Annotated in this window: 14 protein-coding genes; 13 read left to right on the top strand and 1 reads right to left on the bottom strand. The window is 69.1% G+C overall.

Annotated features, from left to right (window positions below):
- Positions 1–30 precede the first annotated feature (30 nt).
- The 5 genes from IF27_RS10480 to IF27_RS10460 all read left to right on the top strand — a co-directional run bounded on the left by IF27_RS10480 (position 31) and on the right by IF27_RS10460 (position 10,314).
- Positions 31–1,017: an SCO4651 family lipoprotein gene (locus IF27_RS10480; protein ID WP_052849184.1), complete on the top strand. Its 987-nt coding sequence runs from the start codon at positions 31–33 to the stop codon at positions 1,015–1,017.
- 318 nt (positions 1,018–1,335) lie between these two features.
- On the top strand, positions 1,336–1,881 hold the full coding sequence (gene rplJ / locus IF27_RS10475) for a 50S ribosomal protein L10 (protein ID WP_052849183.1): 546 nt from the start codon (positions 1,336–1,338) through the stop codon (positions 1,879–1,881).
- Between the two features lie 79 nt (positions 1,882–1,960).
- Positions 1,961–2,350, top strand: a complete 390-nt coding sequence (rplL, locus tag IF27_RS10470) for a 50S ribosomal protein L7/L12 (RefSeq protein WP_052849182.1) — start codon at positions 1,961–1,963, stop codon at positions 2,348–2,350.
- Positions 2,351–2,822: 472 nt separating this feature from the next.
- Complete coding sequence (rpoB, locus tag IF27_RS10465) at positions 2,823–6,308, top strand: DNA-directed RNA polymerase subunit beta (protein WP_052849181.1); 3,486 nt, start codon at positions 2,823–2,825, stop codon at positions 6,306–6,308.
- A gap of 94 nt (positions 6,309–6,402) precedes the next feature.
- Positions 6,403–10,314, top strand: coding sequence for a DNA-directed RNA polymerase subunit beta' (locus IF27_RS10460; protein WP_052849180.1), 3,912 nt, complete (start codon positions 6,403–6,405; stop codon positions 10,312–10,314).
- Between the two features lie 155 nt (positions 10,315–10,469).
- Here IF27_RS10460 and IF27_RS10455 read toward each other — a convergent pair whose 3' ends face one another.
- Positions 10,470–11,735, bottom strand: coding sequence for an LCP family protein (locus IF27_RS10455; RefSeq protein WP_223290992.1), 1,266 nt, complete (start codon positions 11,733–11,735; stop codon positions 10,470–10,472).
- 241 nt (positions 11,736–11,976) lie between these two features.
- Here IF27_RS10455 and rpsL point away from each other — a divergent pair, with 241 nt between their 5' ends.
- The 8 genes from rpsL to IF27_RS10415 all read left to right on the top strand — a co-directional run bounded on the left by rpsL (position 11,977) and on the right by IF27_RS10415 (position 20,671).
- Positions 11,977–12,348, top strand: coding sequence for a 30S ribosomal protein S12 (gene rpsL / locus IF27_RS10450; RefSeq protein ID WP_049572471.1), 372 nt, complete (start codon positions 11,977–11,979; stop codon positions 12,346–12,348).
- A gap of 2 nt (positions 12,349–12,350) precedes the next feature.
- Complete coding sequence (gene rpsG, locus IF27_RS10445) at positions 12,351–12,821, top strand: 30S ribosomal protein S7 (RefSeq protein WP_052849178.1); 471 nt, start codon at positions 12,351–12,353, stop codon at positions 12,819–12,821.
- Between the two features lie 38 nt (positions 12,822–12,859).
- A complete protein-coding gene (fusA, locus tag IF27_RS10440) occupies positions 12,860–14,980 on the top strand; it encodes an elongation factor G (RefSeq protein WP_052849177.1) in 2,121 nt (706 codons plus the stop codon).
- 169 nt (positions 14,981–15,149) lie between these two features.
- The gene (tuf, locus tag IF27_RS10435; protein ID WP_052849176.1) at positions 15,150–16,343 is read left to right on the top strand and encodes an elongation factor Tu; all 1,194 of its coding nucleotides are present in this window, start codon (positions 15,150–15,152) and stop codon (positions 16,341–16,343) included.
- Between the two features lie 217 nt (positions 16,344–16,560).
- Complete coding sequence (locus IF27_RS10430) at positions 16,561–16,953, top strand: DUF485 domain-containing protein (RefSeq protein ID WP_052849175.1); 393 nt, start codon at positions 16,561–16,563, stop codon at positions 16,951–16,953.
- A complete protein-coding gene (locus IF27_RS10425) occupies positions 16,950–18,653 on the top strand; it encodes a solute symporter family protein (protein ID WP_223290991.1) in 1,704 nt (567 codons plus the stop codon). The genes IF27_RS10430 and IF27_RS10425 overlap by 4 nt, the downstream gene beginning before the upstream one ends.
- A gap of 182 nt (positions 18,654–18,835) precedes the next feature.
- Complete coding sequence (locus tag IF27_RS10420; RefSeq protein ID WP_052849174.1) at positions 18,836–19,489, top strand: NAD(P)-dependent oxidoreductase; 654 nt, start codon at positions 18,836–18,838, stop codon at positions 19,487–19,489.
- A gap of 87 nt (positions 19,490–19,576) precedes the next feature.
- On the top strand, positions 19,577–20,671 hold the full coding sequence (locus IF27_RS10415; RefSeq protein ID WP_223290990.1) for a DUF5954 family protein: 1,095 nt from the start codon (positions 19,577–19,579) through the stop codon (positions 20,669–20,671).
- Positions 20,672–20,677: the final 6 nt, after the last annotated feature.

The following is a 20,677-nucleotide window of genomic DNA, read 5'->3' as shown; positions in this document are numbered from 1 at the left end:
GCGGCCCCCGGCCCGGACGGAGGGGGAGCGATGCGTTCCGAGAGGCTTTTCCCGTGGGCACGGCACCGGGCCGGGACGACCGGACCCCGCCGCGCGGCGCGGGCCGTCGCGCTCGGCGGCGCGGCGCTGCTGCTCGCCGGTACGGCGGCGTGCGGCGGCTCGGGGGACGACGGGGACGGTGACGGCGGCTCCGAGGCGTCCGCGGACACCGTCCGCACCGACCCCGAGGTCCTGGCGGCCGTCCGCGCGGCGGCCGACAGCGCGGGGCGCACCACCTCGGCCTCCTTCGAGGCGAGCCTCACCGGCTCGGGTGCCCAGGACGGCGGCGTGACGGCCGAGGGGGTCATGTCCTGGGGCGACGACCCCGCCATCGACGCGACGGTCGAGGGCGACGCGCTGGGCCTCGGCCCCGCCGCCCCGGCCGAGACGCACGTCCTGTGGGTCGGCGACACCGTGTGGGCCTCGCTCGACGGCGCGTTCGCCGCCGAGTTCGACGGCCGCGACTGGCTGCGGGTGGACGTCGCCGAGGTGGCCGAGGACTCCGGCGGCTCCGACGGCGCCGTCGCGGGCGCCGTCGCCTCCGCCCTGGACACCGCGGCGCAGGACCCGGCCGACCAACTCGCGCTGCTGCTGCGCGCCCCCGGCATCGAGTCCGTGGGCACCGAGGACATCAACGGGACCACGGCGGAGCACTACCGCGGCACGGTCTCCCTCGCGGACGCGCTGGCCGCCGAGGGCGACGGCCAGGACGGGCAGCTCACCGACGCGCAGCGCCACCGCCTCACCGAGGCCGCCGAGCGGCAGGGCGTCGAGAGCTGGACGATCGACGCCTGGGTCGGCGAGGACGACTTCCCGGTCCGCCTGAGCCAGCGGTACACGACGACGACCGGCGAGCTGACCTACCAGGTGGACTACGCCGACCTCGGCACCGAGGTGGCCGTCACCGAGCCGCCGGCCGACCGGGCCGTGGACTTCGACGAGGTGCTTGAGGCCGTCCTGGGCGGCCTCGGCGGCTGACACCCGGCGCGGCAGGCGGCCCGATTTGCCTGCCGCGCACCGTGTCCCGTACGCTCCCCCACGAAGCCAAAGACCGCTGGTTGTCGTCGTGTGTCCTCACCGGGCTCGCGGCGGCCGAAGGATCCGCTGAGGCGGACGGCCCGCGCAGGTGTTCGTGATGACGCCCCAGGTGTTCCTGGCCGTCCGGTGAGTCCGTCCCGGGCCTGTGAACCCCGGTCCCGTCCGCCCCGAGCGCCCGCGCCGGGGCGTTCCGTTTTCTCCGGCTCCCTTCCGTGCGGTTCGAATCACCCGGAAAGTCCCGGAAGGAGGGCCGAGGTTATGGCGAGCACCGACAAGGTCGCGGCAGTCGCGGAGATCAAGCAGGATTTCGAGAACTCCCACGCGGCCGTCGTCACCGCGTACACCGGTCTCACCGTGGCCCAGCTGAAGCAGCTGCGCCGTTCGCTCGGTGGGAACGCCCAGTACCGTGTGGCGAAGAACACGCTGAGCAAGATCGCGGCCAACGAGGCCGGGGTCACCGGGCTCGACGAGTTCTTCAAGGGCTCGACCGCCGTCGCGTTCGTGACCGGCGACCCGGTCGAGACGGCGAAGGGTCTGCGTGACTTCGCCAAGGAGCACCCCGCGCTCGTCATCAAGGGCGGTGTCCTCGACGGGCGCACCCTGAGCGCGGCGGAGATCGTGCGTCTCGCGGACCTGGAGTCGCGCGAGGTGCTGCTGGCCAAGCTGGCCGGCGGCATGAAGGCGTCCATGGCCAAGGCCGCGGCGACCTTCCAGGCCCCGCTCACGAAGCTGGTCCGCACCGCGGACGCGCTGCGCGAGAAGGTCGAAAAGGGCGAAGCCGGCGAGGCCGCTCCCGCCGAGTAGGCACCCGCCCGCTCGTACCACCCCGGATGGTCACCCGGCACCCGCCGTCTGACCCGTTTGACATGGAAGGACCGCCACCATGGCGAAGCTGAGCCAGGACGAGCTGCTGGAGCAGTTCGCGGACATGACCCTGCTGGAGCTCTCGGACTTCGTGAAGAAGTTCGAGGAGAAGTTCGACGTCGAGGCCGCCGCTCCGGCCGCCTTCGCCCTGCCCGCCCAGGGTGGTGGCGCCGGTGCCGCCGAGGCCGAGCCGGAGAAGGACGAGTTCGACGTCGTCCTCACCGGTGCGGGCGAGAAGAAGATCCAGGTCATCAAGGTCGTGCGTGAGCTGACCTCGCTGGGTCTGAAGGAGGCCAAGGAGCTCGTGGACGGCGCCCCGAAGCCCGTCCTGGAGAAGGTCAACAAGGAGGCCGCCGAGAAGGCCAAGGCTTCCCTTGAGGCCGCCGGCGCCGGCGTCGAGGTCAAGTGATCTCCACCCGCTGACGCTGCGCTCCTTCGCAGCTCAGGCGGGTCGTTGTAAGGGGCGATCACCCAGTCGGGTGATCGCCCCTGGGCGTTGTGGTGGCCACCTCCTTGCCCCTGCCCGCTGGCCGGGTATGGTGATCTTCGGTTCCCAGGGGCCTTGACGAACCGCACCGGGCGCGCGATTCTCAGGGCGCGTCGCCAGATCAGTCCATGAACCGAGGCATGGATGCTCGGCGGAGTGGGAATTGATGCGGCAGACGGAAGATCCGCAGCCGGCTACGAGGCGGCCGGGCGTGGATCGACGAGAGGCACGAAACGAGTACACCGAGGGTGGCTCCTCGATGGTCGATAGAGGCGTTGGACATCAGTGGGTCTTGTGGCTACACTGACCCTTTGCGCTGCCTAGCTGCCTCCTGCCCGTCACCAGGGGGGTAGGTACGCGCGCAGAGAGTCCGAGCCCTCGGAAGGACCCCCTCTTGGCCGCCTCGCGCAACGCCTCGACCAACAGTACGAACAACGGCACCAGCACCGCACCCCTGCGTGTCTCTTTTGCGAAGATCAAGGAACCCCTTGAGGTTCCGAATCTCCTTGCGCTCCAGACCGAGAGCTTCGACTGGCTCCTCGGCAACGACGCCTGGAAAGCCCGCGTCGAGGCCGCGCTGGAAAGTGGACAGGACGTACCCAGGAAGTCCGGTCTCGAGGAGATCTTCGAGGAGATCTCCCCGATCGAGGACTTCTCCGGGTCCATGTCCCTGACATTCCGGGACCACCGGTTCGAGCCGCCGAAGAACTCCATCGACGAGTGCAAGGAACGCGACTTCACGTACGCGGCGCCGCTCTTCGTCACCGCCGAGTTCACCAACAACGAGACCGGTGAGATCAAGTCCCAGACGGTCTTCATGGGCGACTTCCCGCTCATGACCGACAAGGGCACCTTCTGCATCAACGGTACCGAGCGCGTGGTCGTCTCGCAGCTCGTCCGTTCCCCTGGCGTCTACTTCGACAGCAGCATCGACAAGACGTCCGACAAGGATCTGTTCTCGGCCAAGATCATCCCGTCCCGGGGTGCCTGGCTGGAGATGGAGATCGACAAGCGCGACATGGTCGGCGTCCGCATCGACCGCAAGCGCAAGCAGTCCGTCACCGTGCTGCTGAAGGCCCTGGGCTGGACCTCCGACCAGATCCTGGAGGAGTTCGGCGACTACGAGTCCATGCGCGCCACCCTGGAGAAGGACCACACCCAGGGGCAGGACGACGCGCTGCTCGACATCTACCGCAAGCTCCGCCCGGGCGAGCCGCCGACCCGCGAGGCCGCGCAGACGCTGCTGGAGAACCTGTACTTCAACCCGAAGCGCTACGACCTGGCCAAGGTCGGCCGCTACAAGATCAACAAGAAGCTCGGCGGGGACGAGCCGCTCGACGCGGGCGTGCTGACCGTCGAGGACATCGTCGCCACGATCAAGTACCTGGTCCGCCTGCACGCCGGTGAGACCGAGACGGCCACCGCCGCGGGCCGCACGATCGTCGTCGAGACCGACGACATCGACCACTTCGGCAACCGCCGCCTGCGCAACGTCGGCGAGCTGATCCAGAACCAGGTCCGCACCGGCCTCGCGCGCATGGAGCGCGTCGTCCGCGAGCGCATGACCACCCAGGACGTCGAGGCGATCACGCCGCAGACCCTGATCAACATCCGGCCGGTCGTCGCCTCCATCAAGGAGTTCTTCGGCACCAGCCAGCTGTCGCAGTTCATGGACCAGACGAACCCGCTCTCCGGGCTGACCCACAAGCGCCGCCTGTCGGCGCTCGGTCCCGGCGGCCTCAGCCGTGAGCGGGCGGGCCTCGAAGTCCGTGACGTGCACCCCTCGCACTACGGCCGCATGTGTCCGATCGAGACCCCCGAGGGCCCGAACATCGGCCTCATCGGCTCGCTGGCCGCCTTCGGCCGGGTCAACGCGTTCGGCTTCGTCGAGACGCCGTACCGCAAGGTCACCGACGGTGTCGTCACCGACGAGGTCAACTACCTCACCGCCGACGAGGAGGACCGGTACGTCATCGCGCAGGCGAACGCCCGCCTGACCGACGACTACACCTTCGCCGAGGCCCGCGTGCTCGTCCGCATCCGCGGCGGCGAGGTGGACTACGTCGCCGGGACCGACGTGGACTACATGGACGTCTCGCCGCGCCAGATGGTGTCGGTCGCGACCGCCATGATCCCGTTCCTGGAGCACGACGACGCCAATCGCGCGCTCATGGGCTCGAACATGATGCGCCAGGCCGTGCCGCTGATCCAGGCCGAGTCGCCGCTCGTCGGCACCGGCATGGAGTACCGCTCCGCCGTGGATGCGGGCGACGTCATCAAGGCCGAGCGCGACGGTGTCATCACCGACGTGTCCGCCGACTACATCTCCATCCAGTACGACGACGGCACCCACGTCACGCACCGGCTGGCCAAGTTCCACCGCTCCAACCAGGGCACCTCCTTCAACCAGAAGGTGCTGGTCGAGGAGGGCGACCGCGTCATCACCGGCCAGGTGATCGCGGACGGTCCTTCCACCGAGAGCGGCGAGATGGCGCTCGGCAAGAACCTGCTGGTCGCGTTCATGCCGTGGGAGGGCTACAACTACGAGGACGCGATCATCCTCTCCCAGCGTCTGGTGCAGGACGACGTCCTCTCCTCGATCCACATCGAGGAGCACGAGGTGGACGCCCGTGACACCAAGCTGGGCCCCGAGGAGATCACCCGGGACATCCCGAACGTCTCCGAGGAGGTCCTCGCCGACCTCGACGACCGCGGCATCATCCGCATCGGCGCCGAGGTCGAGGCCGGCGACATCCTGGTCGGCAAGGTCACCCCGAAGGGCGAGACCGAGCTGACCCCCGAGGAGCGCCTGCTGCGCGCGATCTTCGGCGAGAAGGCCCGCGAGGTCCGCGACACCTCCCTGAAGGTGCCGCACGGCGAGACCGGCAAGGTCATCGGCGTGCGCGTCTTCGACCGCGAGGAGGGCGACGAGCTGCCGCCCGGCGTCAACCAGCTGGTCCGCGTCTACGTGGCCCAGAAGCGCAAGATCACCGACGGCGACAAGCTCGCCGGGCGCCACGGCAACAAGGGCGTCATCTCCAAGATCCTGCCCGTCGAGGACATGCCGTTCATGGAGGACGGCACCCCGGTGGACATCATCCTGAACCCGCTGGGCGTCCCGTCCCGCATGAACCCGGGCCAGGTGCTGGAGATCCACCTCGGGTGGCTCGCCTCCCAGGGCTGGAAGATCGAGGGCACCGACGCGGAGTGGAAGGAGCGGCTGGCGGCCATCGGCGCCGACGACGTCGCGCCGGGCACCAATGTCGCCACCCCGGTCTTCGACGGCGCCCGCGAGGACGAGATGGCCGGGCTGTTCGAGTCCACCATCCCCAACCGCGACGGCGACCGGCTCGTCCTGCCCTCGGGCAAGGCCCAGCTGTACGACGGCCGTTCCGGGGAGCCGTTCCCCGACCCGATCTCCGTCGGGTACATGTACATCCTGAAGCTGCACCACCTGGTCGATGACAAGCTGCACGCGCGCTCGACCGGCCCGTACTCCATGATCACCCAGCAGCCGCTGGGCGGTAAGGCCCAGTTCGGTGGCCAGCGCTTCGGTGAGATGGAGGTGTGGGCCCTGGAGGCGTACGGCGCGGCCTACGCCCTGCAGGAACTGCTCACCATCAAGTCCGACGACGTCACCGGCCGCGTCAAGGTCTACGAGGCCATCGTCAAGGGTGAGAACATCCCGGAGCCCGGTATCCCGGAGTCCTTCAAGGTGCTCATCAAGGAAATGCAGTCGCTCTGCCTCAATGTGGAGGTGCTGTCAAGCGACGGCATGTCCATCGAGATGCGCGACACCGACGAGGACGTCTTCCGCGCCGCGGAGGAGCTCGGCATCGACCTGTCCCGGCGCGAGCCGAGCAGCGTCGAAGAGGTCTGACGGGTCCGGCCGGGGGCGGCCCACCGCCGTCCCCGGCCCAGCCCCGGGACCCCGATCAGACCACCACACTCGAACCTGAGAGGGATTGACGAGAGTGCTCGACGTCAACTTCTTCGACGAACTGCGGATCGGCCTCGCCACCGCTGACGACATCCGTCAGTGGTCCCACGGTGAGGTCAAGAAGCCGGAGACCATCAACTACCGCACGCTCAAGCCCGAGAAGGACGGCCTCTTCTGCGAGAAGATCTTCGGCCCCACCCGGGACTGGGAGTGCTACTGCGGCAAGTACAAGCGCGTCCGCTTCAAGGGCATCATCTGTGAGCGCTGCGGCGTCGAGGTGACCCGCGCCAAGGTGCGCCGTGAGCGGATGGGCCACATCGAACTGGCCGCCCCCGTCACCCACATCTGGTACTTCAAGGGCGTGCCCTCACGCCTCGGGTACCTGCTCGACCTGGCGCCGAAGGACCTGGAGAAGGTCATCTACTTCGCCGCCTACATGATCACGTACGTGGACGAGGAGCGCCGCACCCGCGACCTGCCCTCGCTTGAGGCCCAGATCTCCGTCGAGCGCCAGCAGGTCGAGCAGCGCCGTGACGCCGACCTGGAGACCCGCGCCAAGAAGCAGGAGTCGGACCTCGCCGAGCTGGAGGCCGAGGGCGCCAAGGCCGACGTGCGCCGCAAGGTGCGCGAGGGTGCCGAGCGGGAGATGAAGCAGCTGCGCGACCGCGCGCAGCGCGAGCTGGACCGTCTGGACGAGGTCTGGACCCGCTTCAAGAACCTCAAGGTCCAGGACCTGGAGGGCGACGAGCTGCTCTACCGCGAGCTGCGCGACCGCTTCGGGACCTACTTCGACGGCTCGATGGGCGCCGCGGCGCTCCAGAAGCGCCTGGAGACCTTCGACCTGGAGGAGGAGGCCGAGCGGCTGCGGGAGATCATCCGCACCGGCAAGGGCCAGAAGAAGACCCGCGCCCTGAAGCGGCTCAAGGTCGTCTCGCCGTTCCTCCAGACGTCCAACAGCCCGCGCGGCATGGTGCTCGACTGTGTGCCGGTCATCCCGCCGGACCTGCGGCCGATGGTGCAGCTGGACGGTGGCCGCTTCGCGACCTCCGACCTGAACGACCTGTACCGCCGCGTCATCAACCGGAACAACCGCCTCAAGCGTCTGCTCGACCTCGGTGCCCCCGAGATCATCGTGAACAACGAGAAGCGGATGCTCCAGGAGGCCGTGGACGCGCTGTTCGACAACGGCCGTCGCGGCCGTCCGGTCACCGGTCCCGGCAACCGTCCGCTGAAGTCGCTGTCCGACATGCTCAAGGGCAAGCAGGGCCGCTTCCGGCAGAACCTGCTGGGCAAGCGCGTGGACTACTCGGCGCGTTCCGTGATCGTCGTCGGCCCGCAGCTCAAGCTGCACCAGTGCGGTCTGCCGAAGGCCATGGCGCTCGAACTGTTCAAGCCGTTCGTGATGAAGCGCCTGGTCGATCTGAACCACGCGCAGAACATCAAGTCGGCCAAGCGCATGGTCGAGCGCCAGCGCACCGTGGTGTACGACGTCCTCGAAGAGGTCATCGCCGAGCACCCGGTGCTGCTGAACCGCGCCCCGACCCTGCACCGCCTCGGCATCCAGGCGTTCGAGCCGCAGCTGGTCGAGGGCAAGGCCATCCAGATCCACCCGCTCGTGTGCACCGCGTTCAACGCGGACTTCGACGGCGACCAGATGGCCGTGCACCTGCCGCTGTCCGCGGAGGCGCAGGCCGAGGCCCGCATCCTGATGCTGTCCTCGAACAACATCCTGAAGCCGGCCGACGGCCGCCCGGTGACCATGCCCACCCAGGACATGGTGCTCGGCCTCTTCTTCCTCACCACGGACGAGGAGGAGCGCGAGGTCAAGGGCGAGGGCAGGTCGTTCGCCTCCACCGCCGAGGCGATCATGGCCTTCGACTCGGGCGAGCTGTCGCTCCAGGCGAAGATCGACATCCGCTTCCCGGTCGGCTCCGTCCCGCCCCGCGGCTGGACCCCGCCCGCCCCCACCGAGGCCGACGGCTCCGGCGCGGGCGAGTGGCAGCCGGGCGACAGCTTCCGGATGCGCACCACGCTGGGCCGGGCGCTCTTCAACGAGCTGCTGCCCGAGGACTACCCGTTCATCGACCAGTCCGTCGGCAAGAAGCAGCTCTCGCAGATCGTCAACGACCTGGCCGAGCGCTACCCGAAGGTCATTGTCGCCGCGACGCTGGACAACCTGAAGTCGTCCGGTTACTTCTGGGCCACGCGCTCGGGCGTCACCGTCGCGGTCTCCGACATCGTCGTGCCGCCGGTGAAGAAGCAGATCCTCGCCGACTACGAGGCGCAGGACGAGAAGGTCCAGAAGCAGTACGAGCGCGGTCTGATCACCAAGGACGAGCGCACGCAGGAGCTGATCGCGATCTGGACCAAGGCGACGAACGAGGTCGCCGAGGCCATGAGCGAGAACTTCCCGAAGATCAACCCCATCTTCATGATGGTGGACTCCGGTGCCCGCGGAAACATGATGCAGATGCGTCAGATCGCGGGTATGCGCGGCCTCGTCTCCAACGCGAAGAACGAGACCATCCCGCGGCCGATCAAGGCGTCGTTCCGCGAGGGTCTGTCCGTGCTGGAGTACTTCATCTCCACGCACGGTGCCCGTAAGGGCCTCGCGGACACCGCCCTGCGGACCGCCGACTCCGGGTACCTCACCCGTCGTCTGGTGGACGTCTCCCAGGACGTGATCATCCGCGAGGAGGACTGCGGCACCGAGCGCGGCCTGAAGCTCTCCATCGCGGCCAAGGGCCCCGACGGCGTGCTGCGCAAGGCGGAGGACGTCGAGAGCAGCGTCTACGCCCGCTGCCTCGCCGAGGACATCGTCGTGGACGGGAAGGTGCTGGCCCCGGCCGGTACCGACCTGGGCGACGTGCTCATCGACGAGCTGGTCGGCCACGGCGTCGAGACGGTCAAGACCCGCTCGGTCCTGACCTGCGAGTCGGCCGTCGGCACCTGCGCCATGTGCTACGGCCGTTCGCTGGCCACCGGCAAGCTGGTGGACATCGGCGAGGCCGTCGGCATCATCGCGGCCCAGTCCATCGGTGAGCCCGGCACCCAGCTGACGATGCGTACCTTCCACACCGGCGGTGTCGCCGGTGAGGACATCACGCAGGGTCTGCCGCGTGTGGTCGAGCTGTTCGAGGCCAGGACGCCCAAGGGCGTCGCGCCGATCTCCGAGTCGGCGGGCCGCGTGCGGATCGAGGAGACCGAGAAGACGAAGAAGGTCGTCGTCACCCCGGACGACGGGTCGGACGAGACGGCCTTCGCGGTCTCCAAGCGCTCCCGTGTGCTGGTCAGCGAGGGCGAGCACGTCGCCGTCGGCCAGCCGCTGACCGTCGGCGCGGCCAACCCGCACGACGTCCTGCGCATCCTGGGCCAGCGCGCCGTCCAGATCTACCTGGTCGGCGAGGTGCAGAAGGTCTACAACTCGCAGGGTGTGGCGATCCACGACAAGCACATCGAGATCATCGTCCGGCAGATGCTGCGCCGGGTGACGATCATCGAGTCGGGCGACGCGGAGCTGCTGCCCGGCGAGCTGGTCGAGCGCTCGAAGTTCGAGAGCGAGAACCGGCGCGTCGTCGCCGAGGGCGGTCACCCCGCCTCCGGCCGTCCGCAGCTGATGGGTATCACCAAGGCGTCGCTCGCCACCGAGTCGTGGCTGTCGGCGGCGTCCTTCCAGGAGACGACCCGGGTGCTCACCGACGCGGCGATCAACGCCAAGTCGGACTCCCTGATCGGCCTCAAGGAGAACGTGATCATCGGCAAGCTCATCCCGGCCGGTACGGGCCTGTCCCGCTACCGGAACATCCGGGTCGAGCCGACCGAGGAGGCGAAGGCCGCGATGTACTCGGCCGTCGGGTACGACGACATCGACTACTCGCCCTTCGGCACGGGCTCCGGCCAGGCCGTTCCGCTGGAGGACTACGACTACGGCCCCTACCAGGGCTGAGCCGTCCTCCCCGGGGCACCGGGCACGACGTACGCGGGCCCGTCCGGGCGGCATCCTCGCCGCTCCGGACGGGCCCGCGGGCCGTTGTGGTGGTGGCACGGCGCGCCGCCCCGGCCCGGCCTGTGCGGGCGGCCGGTCGGGGGCGCGGCGCGGGCTCAGCGCACGTCGTCGCCGAGCTGTTCGGGGGCTTCCCCGCTCGCGAGGAACCCGGCCATGGCGTCGTCGCGCATGGCGTCCCACAGGGGGCGTGCCGCCTCGTCGTCGAGGAGCACGACCGACTGTCCCCCGCGGCGGTCGGCGCCGGCGACCGGGGCGTTCATGAAGTTGACCTCGTCGCCGCTGATGCCGCGCAGGTCCCAGGCGAGGGAGCGCAGGTCGCCGTTGCTGAGCTGGTCGTCCACGCTGACGACGTCGCCGAGCGTGCCGAGCAGCCCGGTGAGACGGCCGGGGTCGGTGAGCGTCCCCGCGCCGGCCGTCTGGTTGAGCAGGGCGCGCAGGAAGTTCTGCTGGCGCCTGGTGCGGTCGAGGTCGCCGCCCGGGAGGGTCTTGCGCTCCCGCACGTAGTCCAGGGCCTCGCGGCCGTCCATCCGCTCGCCGTCCACGGTCACACCGCCGACGGCGTCGGTGAACGCGCGGAAGCCCGACCAGTCGATGATCGCCACATGGTCGATGCGGATGCCCGTGAGGTTCTGCACCGTCTCGACCAGCAGCGCGGGGCCGCCCCAGGAGTAGGCGGCGTTCAGCTTGGCCTCGCCGCGGCCCGGGATCTCCGTCCAGGTGTCGCGGGGCAGCGAGACGAGGGAGACCGTCTCGCGGTCGGCGGAGATCTGGGTGAGCATCATCGTGTCGCTGCGGGCCACGCCCGCGGGCCAGTCCTCGCCGGGTTCCGGCGCCTGGTCGTTGTCCACCCCGATCAGCAGGTAGACGAGTGCGTCGCCCTCGATGCGTGGGGGCTGCGCGGTCACCGGCAGGTGCGTCGGCAGCGCGTCGGGGATGCGTTCGATCGAGTCGAGCGCCTCGTCGGTCTCCCACCACAGCCAGGCGCCCGCGGCGCCCGCCGAGGCGAGGACCAGGGCCAGGACGGCCGCCACGACCAGTGGCCAGCGGCGCCTGCGGCGGCGTGGTGGCGCCGCGTCCTGCTCCGTGTCCTCGGTGCCTTCCGGCGCCTCCGCGGCCTCCTCGTCGCCCGGTGCCGGTCCCGCGTCGTTCCCGCCGGTGCCGCCCGAGGTGGTACGTTCCGTCGTGACGTCGCTCACCTGCGTACCGGCGGCGGCGTCGCCTTCTCCGGCTCCGGCTCTGTCGCTTCTGTCTCCACCACCCTCCGTGGTGCCTTCCCCGTCCCCGCCGTCCGCCTCGGCACCGCCGGCTATGTCGCCGACATCCCCCGGCCCCGCCCCGTCCATGTCCCCACGTGTGTCCATGGGGTCATTGTGCGTGCGCAGCCAATCATTTTGACCGGAGCCCCCGGGGTAGGTACCCTCTGACCTTGTGCCTGGGGTGTTCCCTGCGCTTTTTCGCCGCATGGACTCCGGGATCTGCGTCCCCTCCTCGCTCCGCGAGGGGCTTGGACATCCGCAGTCTTTCCGACACACCCGACCGCGTGGGTCGGGGAGTGGCCCAGGTTAGCTTTATCGAGATCGGCACAGAGAAACCGGAGATACGGTGCCAACGATCCAGCAGCTGGTCCGCAAGGGCCGGCAGGACAAGGTCGAGAAGAACAAGACACCCGCACTGGAGGGTTCGCCCCAGCGCCGCGGTGTGTGCACGCGTGTGTTCACGACCACCCCGAAGAAGCCGAACTCGGCGCTGCGCAAGGTCGCCCGTGTGCGACTGAGCAACGGCATCGAGGTCACCGCCTACATTCCGGGTGAGAACCACAACCTTCAGGAGCACTCCATCGTGCTGGTGCGCGGTGGGCGTGTGAAGGACCTGCCGGGTGTTCGCTACAAGATCATCCGTGGTTCTCTCGACACCCAGGGTGTCAAGAACCGTAAGCAGGCCCGCAGCCGTTACGGCGCCAAGAAGGAGAAGTAAGCATGCCTCGTAAGGGCCCTGCCCCGAAGCGTCCGGTTCACATCGACCCGGTCTACGGCTCCCCTCTGGTGACGTCGCTGATCAACAAGGTGCTGCTGAACGGCAAGCGCTCCACCGCCGAGCGCATCGTCTACGGCGCCATGGAAGGTCTGCGGGACAAGACCGGCAACGACCCGGTCATCACCCTCAAGCGTGCCCTGGAGAACGTCAAGCCGACGATCGAGGTGAAGTCCCGCCGCGTCGGTGGCGCCACCTACCAGGTGCCGATCGAGGTCAAGCCCGGTCGTTCCTCCACCCTGGCGCTGCGCTGGCTGGTGGGCTACTCGCGCGCCCGTCGCGAGAAGACGATGACCGAGCGGCTGATGAACGAGCTGCTCGACGCGTCGAACGGGCTGGGTGCCTCCGTCAAGAAGCGTGAGGACACCCACAAGATGGCCGAATCCAACAAGGCCTTCGCGCACTACCGCTGGTAGTCGCGCCCCCATCGAGACCGAGAGAAGACTGAAGCCATATGGCTACCACTTCACTTGACTTGGCCAAGGTCCGCAACATCGGGATCATGGCCCACATCGACGCGGGCAAGACGACGACCACCGAGCGCATCCTGTACTACACCGGCATGAGCTACAAGATCGGTGAAGTCCACGACGGCGCGGCCACCACCGACTGGATGGAGCAGGAGCAGGAGCGCGGCATCACGATCACGTCCGCCGCGGTCACCTGTCACTGGGTCCTGGACGACGTTGACAACACCATCAACATCATCGACACCCCTGGTCACGTGGACTTCACGGTCGAGGTGGAGCGTTCGCTCCGCGTCCTCGACGGTGCCGTGACGGTGTTCGACGGTGTCGCCGGTGTCGAGCCGCAGTCCGAGACGGTGTGGCGTCAGGCCGACCGCTACGGTGTGCCGCGTATCTGCTTCGTGAACAAGCTGGACCGCACGGGTGCGGACTTCTTCCGCTGCGTTGACATGATCGTCGATCGGCTGAAGGCCACCCCGCTGGTGATGCAGCTGCCGATCGGTGCCGAGGCCGGTTTCCAGGGCGTCGTGGACCTCGTCCGCATGAAGGCCCTGGTCTGGTCCGAGGAGACGAAGCTCGGCGAGATGTACGACGTGGTGGACATTCCCGCCGACCTGCGCGAGCAGGCCGAGGAGTGGCACACCAAGCTCGTCGAGGCCGTCGCCGAGAACGACGAAGCGGTCATGGAGCAGTACCTGGAGGGCGAGGAGCCCACCGAGGAGCAGCTCATCGCGGCGATCCGCCGTGTGACCCTGGCCTCCACCGGGACCGGCGACACCACGATCACCCCCGTGTTCTGCGGCACCGCGTTCAAGAACAAGGGCGTCCAGCCCCTGCTCGACGCGGTCGTGCGGTACCTGCCGTCGCCGCTGGACGTCGAGGCGGTCGAGGGCACCTCGCCGCGCGACCCCGAGCAGGTCATCTCGCGCAAGCCGTCCGAGGACGAGCCGCTCGCGGCGCTCGCGTTCAAGATCGCCAGCGACCCCCACCTGGGCAAGCTGACCTTCATCCGGATCTACTCCGGCGTGCTCCAGGCGGGCGCGCAGGTGCAGAACTCCGTGAAGGAGAAGAAGGAACGCATCGGCAAGATCTACCGGATGCACGCCAACAAGCGTGAGGAGATCGACCGCGTCGGCGCCGGCGACATCGTCGCCGTCATGGGTCTGAAGCAGACCACGACGGGCGAGACCCTGGCCGACCCGGCCAACCCGGTGATCCTGGAGTCGATGGACTTCCCGGCCCCGGTCATCGAGGTCGCGATCGAGCCCAAGTCCAAGGGCGACCAGGAGAAGCTGGGTGTCGCCATCCAGCGTCTCGCCGAGGAGGACCCGTCCTTCCAGGTGAAGGCTGACCAGGAGACCGGTCAGACGATCATCGCGGGCATGGGCGAGCTGCACCTCGACATCCTGGTCGATCGGATGAAGCGCGAGTTCAAGGTCGAGGCCAACGTCGGCAAGCCGCAGGTCGCGTACCGCGAGACCCTGCGCAAGACGGTGGACCGTCTCGACTACACGCACAAGAAGCAGACCGGCGGTTCCGGGCAGTTCGCCAAGGTGCAGATCGCCCTGGCGCCGCTGGAAGGCGACGGGTACGAGTTCGAGAACAAGGTCACCGGTGGCCGTATCCCCAAGGAGTACATCCCTTCGGTGGACGCGGGCTGCCAGGAGGCGATGGAGTTCGGCGTGCTCGCCGGCTACCCGCTGACCGGTGTCAAGGTGACCCTGCTCGACGGCGCGTACCATGACGTTGACTCCTCCGAGATGGCCTTCAAGATCGCCGGTTCCATGGCGTTCAAGGAAGCCGCTCGCAAGGCCGGACCGGTTCTGCTGGAACCGCTGATGGCCGTCGAGGTCACCACGCCCGAGGACTACATGGGTGACGTGATCGGTGACATCAACTCCCGCCGTGGCCAGATCCAGGCCATGGAGGACCGCAGCGGTGCCAAGGTCGTCAAGGCGCTGGTCCCGCTGTCGGAGATGTTCGGTTACGTGGGTGACCTCCGCTCCAAGACCTCGGGTCGCGCGAGCTACAGCATGCAGTTCGACTCCTACGGCGAGGTTCCGCGGAGCGTCGCCGAGGAGATCATCGCGAAGGCCAAGGGCGAGTAGCCCGTAGGCTGGAGCCAGAGGGTGTCCGGGGGCCCGTGCCCCCGGCCCCAGCCCATCAGCGAAGCGGTCAAGGGCATCCCCCTCGGGGTCCTGGCCGGTTCGGTCGAAATTCTGAAAACCTCCCGCGCAGTGCGGGGGGCGTACAGCATCAGTCCACAGGAGGACCCCAGTGGCGAAGGCGAAGTTCGAGCGGACTAAGCCGCACGTCAACATTGGCACCATCGGGCACATCGACCACGGCAAGACGACTCTTACCGCGGCGATTACCAAGGTGCTGCACGACGCGTACCCGGACGTGAACGAGAGCTTCGCGTTCGAGAACATTGACAAGGCTCCCGAGGAGCGTCAGCGCGGTATCACGATCTCCATCGCGCACGTCGAGTACCAGACGGAGAGCCGTCACTACGCTCACGTTGACTGCCCGGGTCACGCTGACTACATCAAGAACATGATCACCGGTGCCGCGCAGATGGACGGCGCCATCCTCGTGGTCGCCGCCACCGACGGCCCGATGCCGCAGACCAAGGAGCACGTGCTCCTGGCCCGCCAGGTCGGCGTGCCGTACATCGTCGTCGCGCTGAACAAGGCCGACATGGTGGACGACGAGGAGATCATGGAGCTCGTCGAGCTCGAAGTCCGTGAGCTGCTCACGGAGTACGAGTTCCCGGGCGACGACCTCCCCGTCGTCAAGGTCTCCGCGCTGAAGGCGCTGGAGGGTGACCCGGAGTGGGCCAAGTCCGTCCTGGAGCTCATGCAGGCCGTGGACGACGCCATCCCGCAGCCCGAGCGTGACGTGGACAAGCCGTTCCTGATGCCGATCGAGGACGTCTTCACGATCACCGGTCGTGGCACGGTCGTCACCGGCCGCATCGAGCGTGGTGTCCTCAAGGTCAACGAGACCGTGGACATCATCGGGATCAAGGAAGTCAAGTCCACCACCACGGTGACCGGCATCGAGATGTTCCGCAAGCTCCTCGACGAGGGTCGTGCGGGCGAGAACGTCGGCCTGCTGCTGCGTGGCATCAAGCGCGAGGACGTCGAGCGCGGCCAGGTCATCATCAAGCCGGGCTCGGTCACCCCGCACACGGAGTTCGAGGCGCAGGCGTACATCCTGTCGAAGGACGAGGGTGGCCGCCACACCCCGTTCTTCAACAACTACCGCCCGCAGTTCTACTTCCGTACCACCGACGTGACCGGTGTGGTGCACCTCCCCGAGGGCACCGAGATGGTCATGCCGGGCGACAACACCGAGATGCGCGTGGAGCTGATCCAGCCCATCGCCATGGAGGAGGGCCTGAAGTTCGCCATCCGTGAGGGTGGTCGGACCGTCGGCGCCGGCCAGGTCACCAAGATCATCAAGTGACCTGACGCTTTCCCCGCAAGGGCCCCGTCACCGCGTGCGCGCGGCGGCGGGGCCCTTGTGCGTGCGCGGGGCCAGGACGCGTCAGCGCGGCGGCGGGCCGTCGTCCGTTCGGCGCGGATATCGACCGTTCGCCGACCGGCGGTCCCGGCGCACCGGCAGGGTGTGTGACGCTCTCGGACGTTCCTGGAGCACTCGTCCCCCCTGACAGGAGCCGGTGATGACTTCCACGCACCCCGTGCCCGACGCCAGTGATCCGCCGGGCGGTGATCTGGAGACACGGTCGGCCGCCATGTACGACGACCCGCGTTTCCGTGAGCTGCGCGCGCGGCTCGTCCGGTTCGTCCTCCCGGCGAGCATCGCGTTCCTCGCCTGGTACCTGCTCTACGTGGTGATGTCCGTGTACGCGCGCGGCTTCATGTCGCGCGAGGTCGTCGGGAACGCGAACGTGGCGCTGTTCTTCGGGCTCCTCCAGTTCGTGACCACCTTCGGCATCGCGATCCTCTACTCGCGCTACGCCGTCCGCCGCTTCGACCCGCTGGCCGACGAGCTGCGCGACGAGTTGGAGCCCGACCGTGCCGTCCCGGCCGCCAGGAAGGGGGAGGACGCATGATGCTGCTGGCGGAGGAGAGCACGTCGCAGGAGCGGCTGATCACCATGATCCTGTTCACGGTGCTGATCGCCGTGACGATCGCGGTGACGGTCCGCGCGAGCCGCAGGACCAAGTCCGCGGCCGACTTCCACTCGGGGGGGCGCGGCTTCACCGGCATCCAGAACGGCTTCGCGATCGGCGGCGACTACATGTCGGCCGCGTCCTTCCTCGGCATCGCCGGGATGATCGCGCTGTTCGGCTACGACGGCTTCCTCTACTCGATCGGCTTCCTGGTCGCCTGGCTGGTGGCGCTGCTGCTGGTCGCCGAACTGCTGCGCAACTCGGGCCGCTTCACGATGGCGGACGTCGTCTCCTACCGGATGCGGCAGCGCCCGGTGCGTACGGCCGCCTCGGTGTCCACGCTGACGGTCTCGATCTTCTACCTGCTGGCGCAGATGGTCGGCGCGGGCGCGCTCGTCGCGCTGCTGCTCGGCATCGAGGAGGGCGACACCTACCTCGGGATGAGCGCCGACACGGCGAAGATCGTCGGCATCGTGGTCGTCGGCATCCTGATGGTCGTCTACGTGTCGTTCGGCGGCATGACCGGTACCACCTGGGTGCAGATCATCAAGGCCGTCATGCTGATGGGCGGCGCGCTGCTGGTGACCGCGCTGGTCCTGTCGATCTACGACTTCGACATCGGCGCGCTGATGAGCGACGCGTCGAACGCGAGCGGGGCGGGGGACGCGTTCCTCCAACCGGGGCAGCGGTACGGCGTCGAGGTGGCGGGGGACGCCTGGCAGACCCTCGTGAACAAGCTGGACCTGATCAGCCTGGGCCTCGCGCTGGTCCTGGGCACGGCGGGCCTGCCGCACATCCTGATCCGCTTCTACACCGTGCCCGACTCGAAGACGGCGCGGACGTCCGTCAACTGGGCCATCGGCATCATCGGCACCTTCTACCTGCTGACGCTGATCCTCGGCTTCGGCGCCGCCGCGCTGGTCGGCGGCGAGGCGATCACCGCGCAGAACACGGCGGGGAACACGGCCGCGCCCCAGCTGGCCGAGGCGGTCGGCGACCACTTCGGCGGGGACACGCTGGGCGCGATCATGCTGGCGTTCATCGCCGCCGTCGCCTTCGCCACGATCCTGTCCACGGTGGCCGGGCTGACGATCGCGTCGTCCTCGTCGCTGGCGCACGACTTCTACAACAGCGTGCTGCGCAAGGGGCAGGCGAGCGAGCAGGAGGAGGTGCGGGTCGCGCGGTTCGCGGCCATCGGCGTCGGCGCGGTCTCGATCGTGCTGGCCGTCTTCGCGCAGAACCTGAACGTCGCCTTCCTCGTCGCGCTGGCGTTCGCGATCGCCGCGTCCGCCAACCTGCCCGTCATCCTCTTCAGCCTGTTCTGGAAGCGGTTCAACACCCGGGGCGCCGTCGCGGGCATCTACGGCGGGCTGATCTCCTCGGTCGGCCTGGTGCTGTTCTCGCCTGTCGTCTCCGGCAAGGGCGAGGACGCGGCGGGCAACAGCCTCTCGCTCTTCCCCGCGAGCGTGGACTTCCACTGGTTCCCGCTGGAGAACCCGGGCCTCGTCTCGATCCCGGTCGGCCTGCTGTGCGCCGTCATCGGCACGCTGACGTCGCGCGAGGAGGACCACGACCGGTTCGCCAAGCTCCAGGTACGCGCCCTGACCGGGGCGGGGGCCGAGCGCGCCGGTTCGCACTGAGCCGCGCGGCGCCACGCCGCCCGCCACGGTCGCTCCCCACGACCATCCTCCCCTGCCCGGGGCCTCGCGTTTCCCCACCCGAGGCCCCGGGCGCCTCCACGCCACGGCGGCGCCGCGGTGGCAGGCTGCTCCTGGACGGGCGTCCGGCGGGCGGGCGCCCCCGACCCCCAGGGAGCAGTGACGTGGCGACCATCGCCGTCTTCGGAGCGAACGGGACCATCGGCCGCGACGTCGTGCGGGAGGCACTGGACCGGGGGCACACGGTCGTCGCCGTCGTGCGCGACCCCGCCACGTTCACCGACACGCACGACCGGCTCACCGTGCGGATCGGGGACGTCCTCGACCCCGCGTCCGTGAGCGCCGTGGGGCAGCACGCGGACGTCGTCGTCAGCGCCGTCGGCGGCGTGGACGGCCCCGGGCACGCGGCGCTCATCGAGCCGTCGGCCGAGTCGCTGGCCGCCGGTCTGCACGCGCTGGGCGAGCGGGCGCCGCGGCTGATCATGGTCGGCGGCGCCGGGTCGCTGCGCACCCCGGACGGCCGCCAGGTGTGGGACGCGGAGGGCCTGCCCGAGGACGTCCTCCAGATCATGCACGCGCACGGCGACGCGCTGGCGTACCTGCGCGGGATCACCGGCGCGCTGAACTGGACGAGCCTCAGCCCCGCCGCGTCGATCGCGCCCGGCACCAGGACCGGCGTCTACCGGACCGGTCGCGACGAGCTGATCGCCGACGCGGCGGGCGTCAGCCAGATCTCGACCGAGGATTACGCCGTCGCACTTGTGGACGAAATCGAGCGCCCCGCGCACCTCAAGGAGCGTTTCACCGTGGGGTATTGAGCATGGGATCTGTCCCGTTGGTGCGCGCGGGTGTGAAGAGCGTGAATACGGGGGCAACGTAGCCCCGGCTCCCGTCACACTGGGCGCATGAAGGATTACCGGAAGAACTCGCAGCGCCACCTGACCTTCCGGGTGACCCACCGGGACGATCCCGTCTCGGAGGTCACCGAACAGGACGCGCTTCAGGCCGCCGAGCGTTATCCCCACGTCGTCCTGCGCGGGCCCGTCTTCGGGTACGCGGTCCAGACCCCCGAGGACGGACCGGGCTGGCGGCTGCTCAGCGACGTGTCCGACGGCTTCCCCCAGCACTCGCGGGACGGGCTCAACTCGCACCTGTGGTTCACGGCGAAGGACGAGACGGCCGCCGGTGACCCGCTGCGCGAGCACCTGCTCGCCGCCGTCGCCCGGCTGGAGACGGAACCGGTGGACGAACTGACGGTCGGCGACGCGCGCTACCGCGTCGTGCGCGCCGACGAGTTCGCCCGCGTCGGCGAGGACGGCATCGAGGGCCCCCGCCCCACCGACCCCGACGACCCGGGCCGCGACATCGGCGACCGCCGCCGCGGCCGGGACGCGGAGAACAGGACCAAGGGCTTCGTCGTGGACCACGGCAGCCCCACCAGCGTCATGGAGAGCATCCAGCGCATGGAGCTGCTCACCCTCCACTACCAGGCGGAACGCATCCCCGCCCCGGTCAGGGAGGACTCCAGGGAAGCGCTCACCAGCCACCCGGGCGTCGTGCTCCTCCCCGCCGCCTTCACCTTCGCCGAGCGGAAGACCGGCTCCTGGGAGCCGATGGCCGGGCTCCAGGCCACCCCGTCCGAGGCCCGCGCGACGCTGTACAACTACCTCTCCGCGTTCCTCCCCGAGCTGGAGCGTGACCTCTCCCCGGGCGACGCCGCCTCCTACGCGTCCGCCGCCGAGGCGTTCCGCGCCGGGCCGCCGCGCTTCTCGGTCGAGGTCCTGGGCCGCCACTTCCAGGTCATCCGCGTCGAGCGCCTGATGCGCGTCGGCCCGGACGGTCCCGAACCGCCCCGGCCCTCCGACGTCGATCCGTACGGCCCCACCGGCATCCACCCGCCGCTGCACGAGGTCGAGGCGCGGGAGGCACGCGAACGGGCCGGGCTGCCCGCCGCCGACGCCCGGGACGCCGAGCCCGGCGGGCCGGGAGCCGACGGCTGAGCGCAC

It is taken from the genome of Streptomyces avicenniae (genome assembly GCF_000719135.1).
Taxonomy (GTDB): Bacteria; Actinomycetota; Actinomycetes; order Streptomycetales; family Streptomycetaceae; genus Streptomyces; species Streptomyces avicenniae.
The sequence above is the reverse complement of the archived record's forward strand: the minus strand, read 5'-3'. Positions and strand labels throughout refer to the sequence as shown.

Bases quoted from the DNA above. Each gene is read 5' to 3' on its own strand.
- IF27_RS10425 (WP_223290991.1), top strand. From the start codon at position 16,950: ATGATGCTGCTGGCGGAGGAGAGCACGTCGCAGGAGCGGCTGATCACC.
- IF27_RS10480 (WP_052849184.1), top strand. From the start codon at position 31: ATGCGTTCCGAGAGGCTTTTCCCGTGGGCACGGCACCGGGCCGGGACG.
- rpsG (WP_052849178.1), top strand. From the start codon at position 12,351: ATGCCTCGTAAGGGCCCTGCCCCGAAGCGTCCGGTTCACATCGACCCG.
- IF27_RS10455 (WP_223290992.1), bottom strand. From the start codon at position 11,735: ATGGACACACGTGGGGACATGGACGGGGCGGGGCCGGGGGATGTCGGC.
- IF27_RS10430 (WP_052849175.1), top strand. From the start codon at position 16,561: ATGACTTCCACGCACCCCGTGCCCGACGCCAGTGATCCGCCGGGCGGT.
- IF27_RS10415 (WP_223290990.1), top strand. From the start codon at position 19,577: ATGAAGGATTACCGGAAGAACTCGCAGCGCCACCTGACCTTCCGGGTG.
- rplJ (WP_052849183.1), top strand. From the start codon at position 1,336: ATGGCGAGCACCGACAAGGTCGCGGCAGTCGCGGAGATCAAGCAGGAT.
- rplL (WP_052849182.1), top strand. From the start codon at position 1,961: ATGGCGAAGCTGAGCCAGGACGAGCTGCTGGAGCAGTTCGCGGACATG.
- fusA (WP_052849177.1), top strand. From the start codon at position 12,860: ATGGCTACCACTTCACTTGACTTGGCCAAGGTCCGCAACATCGGGATC.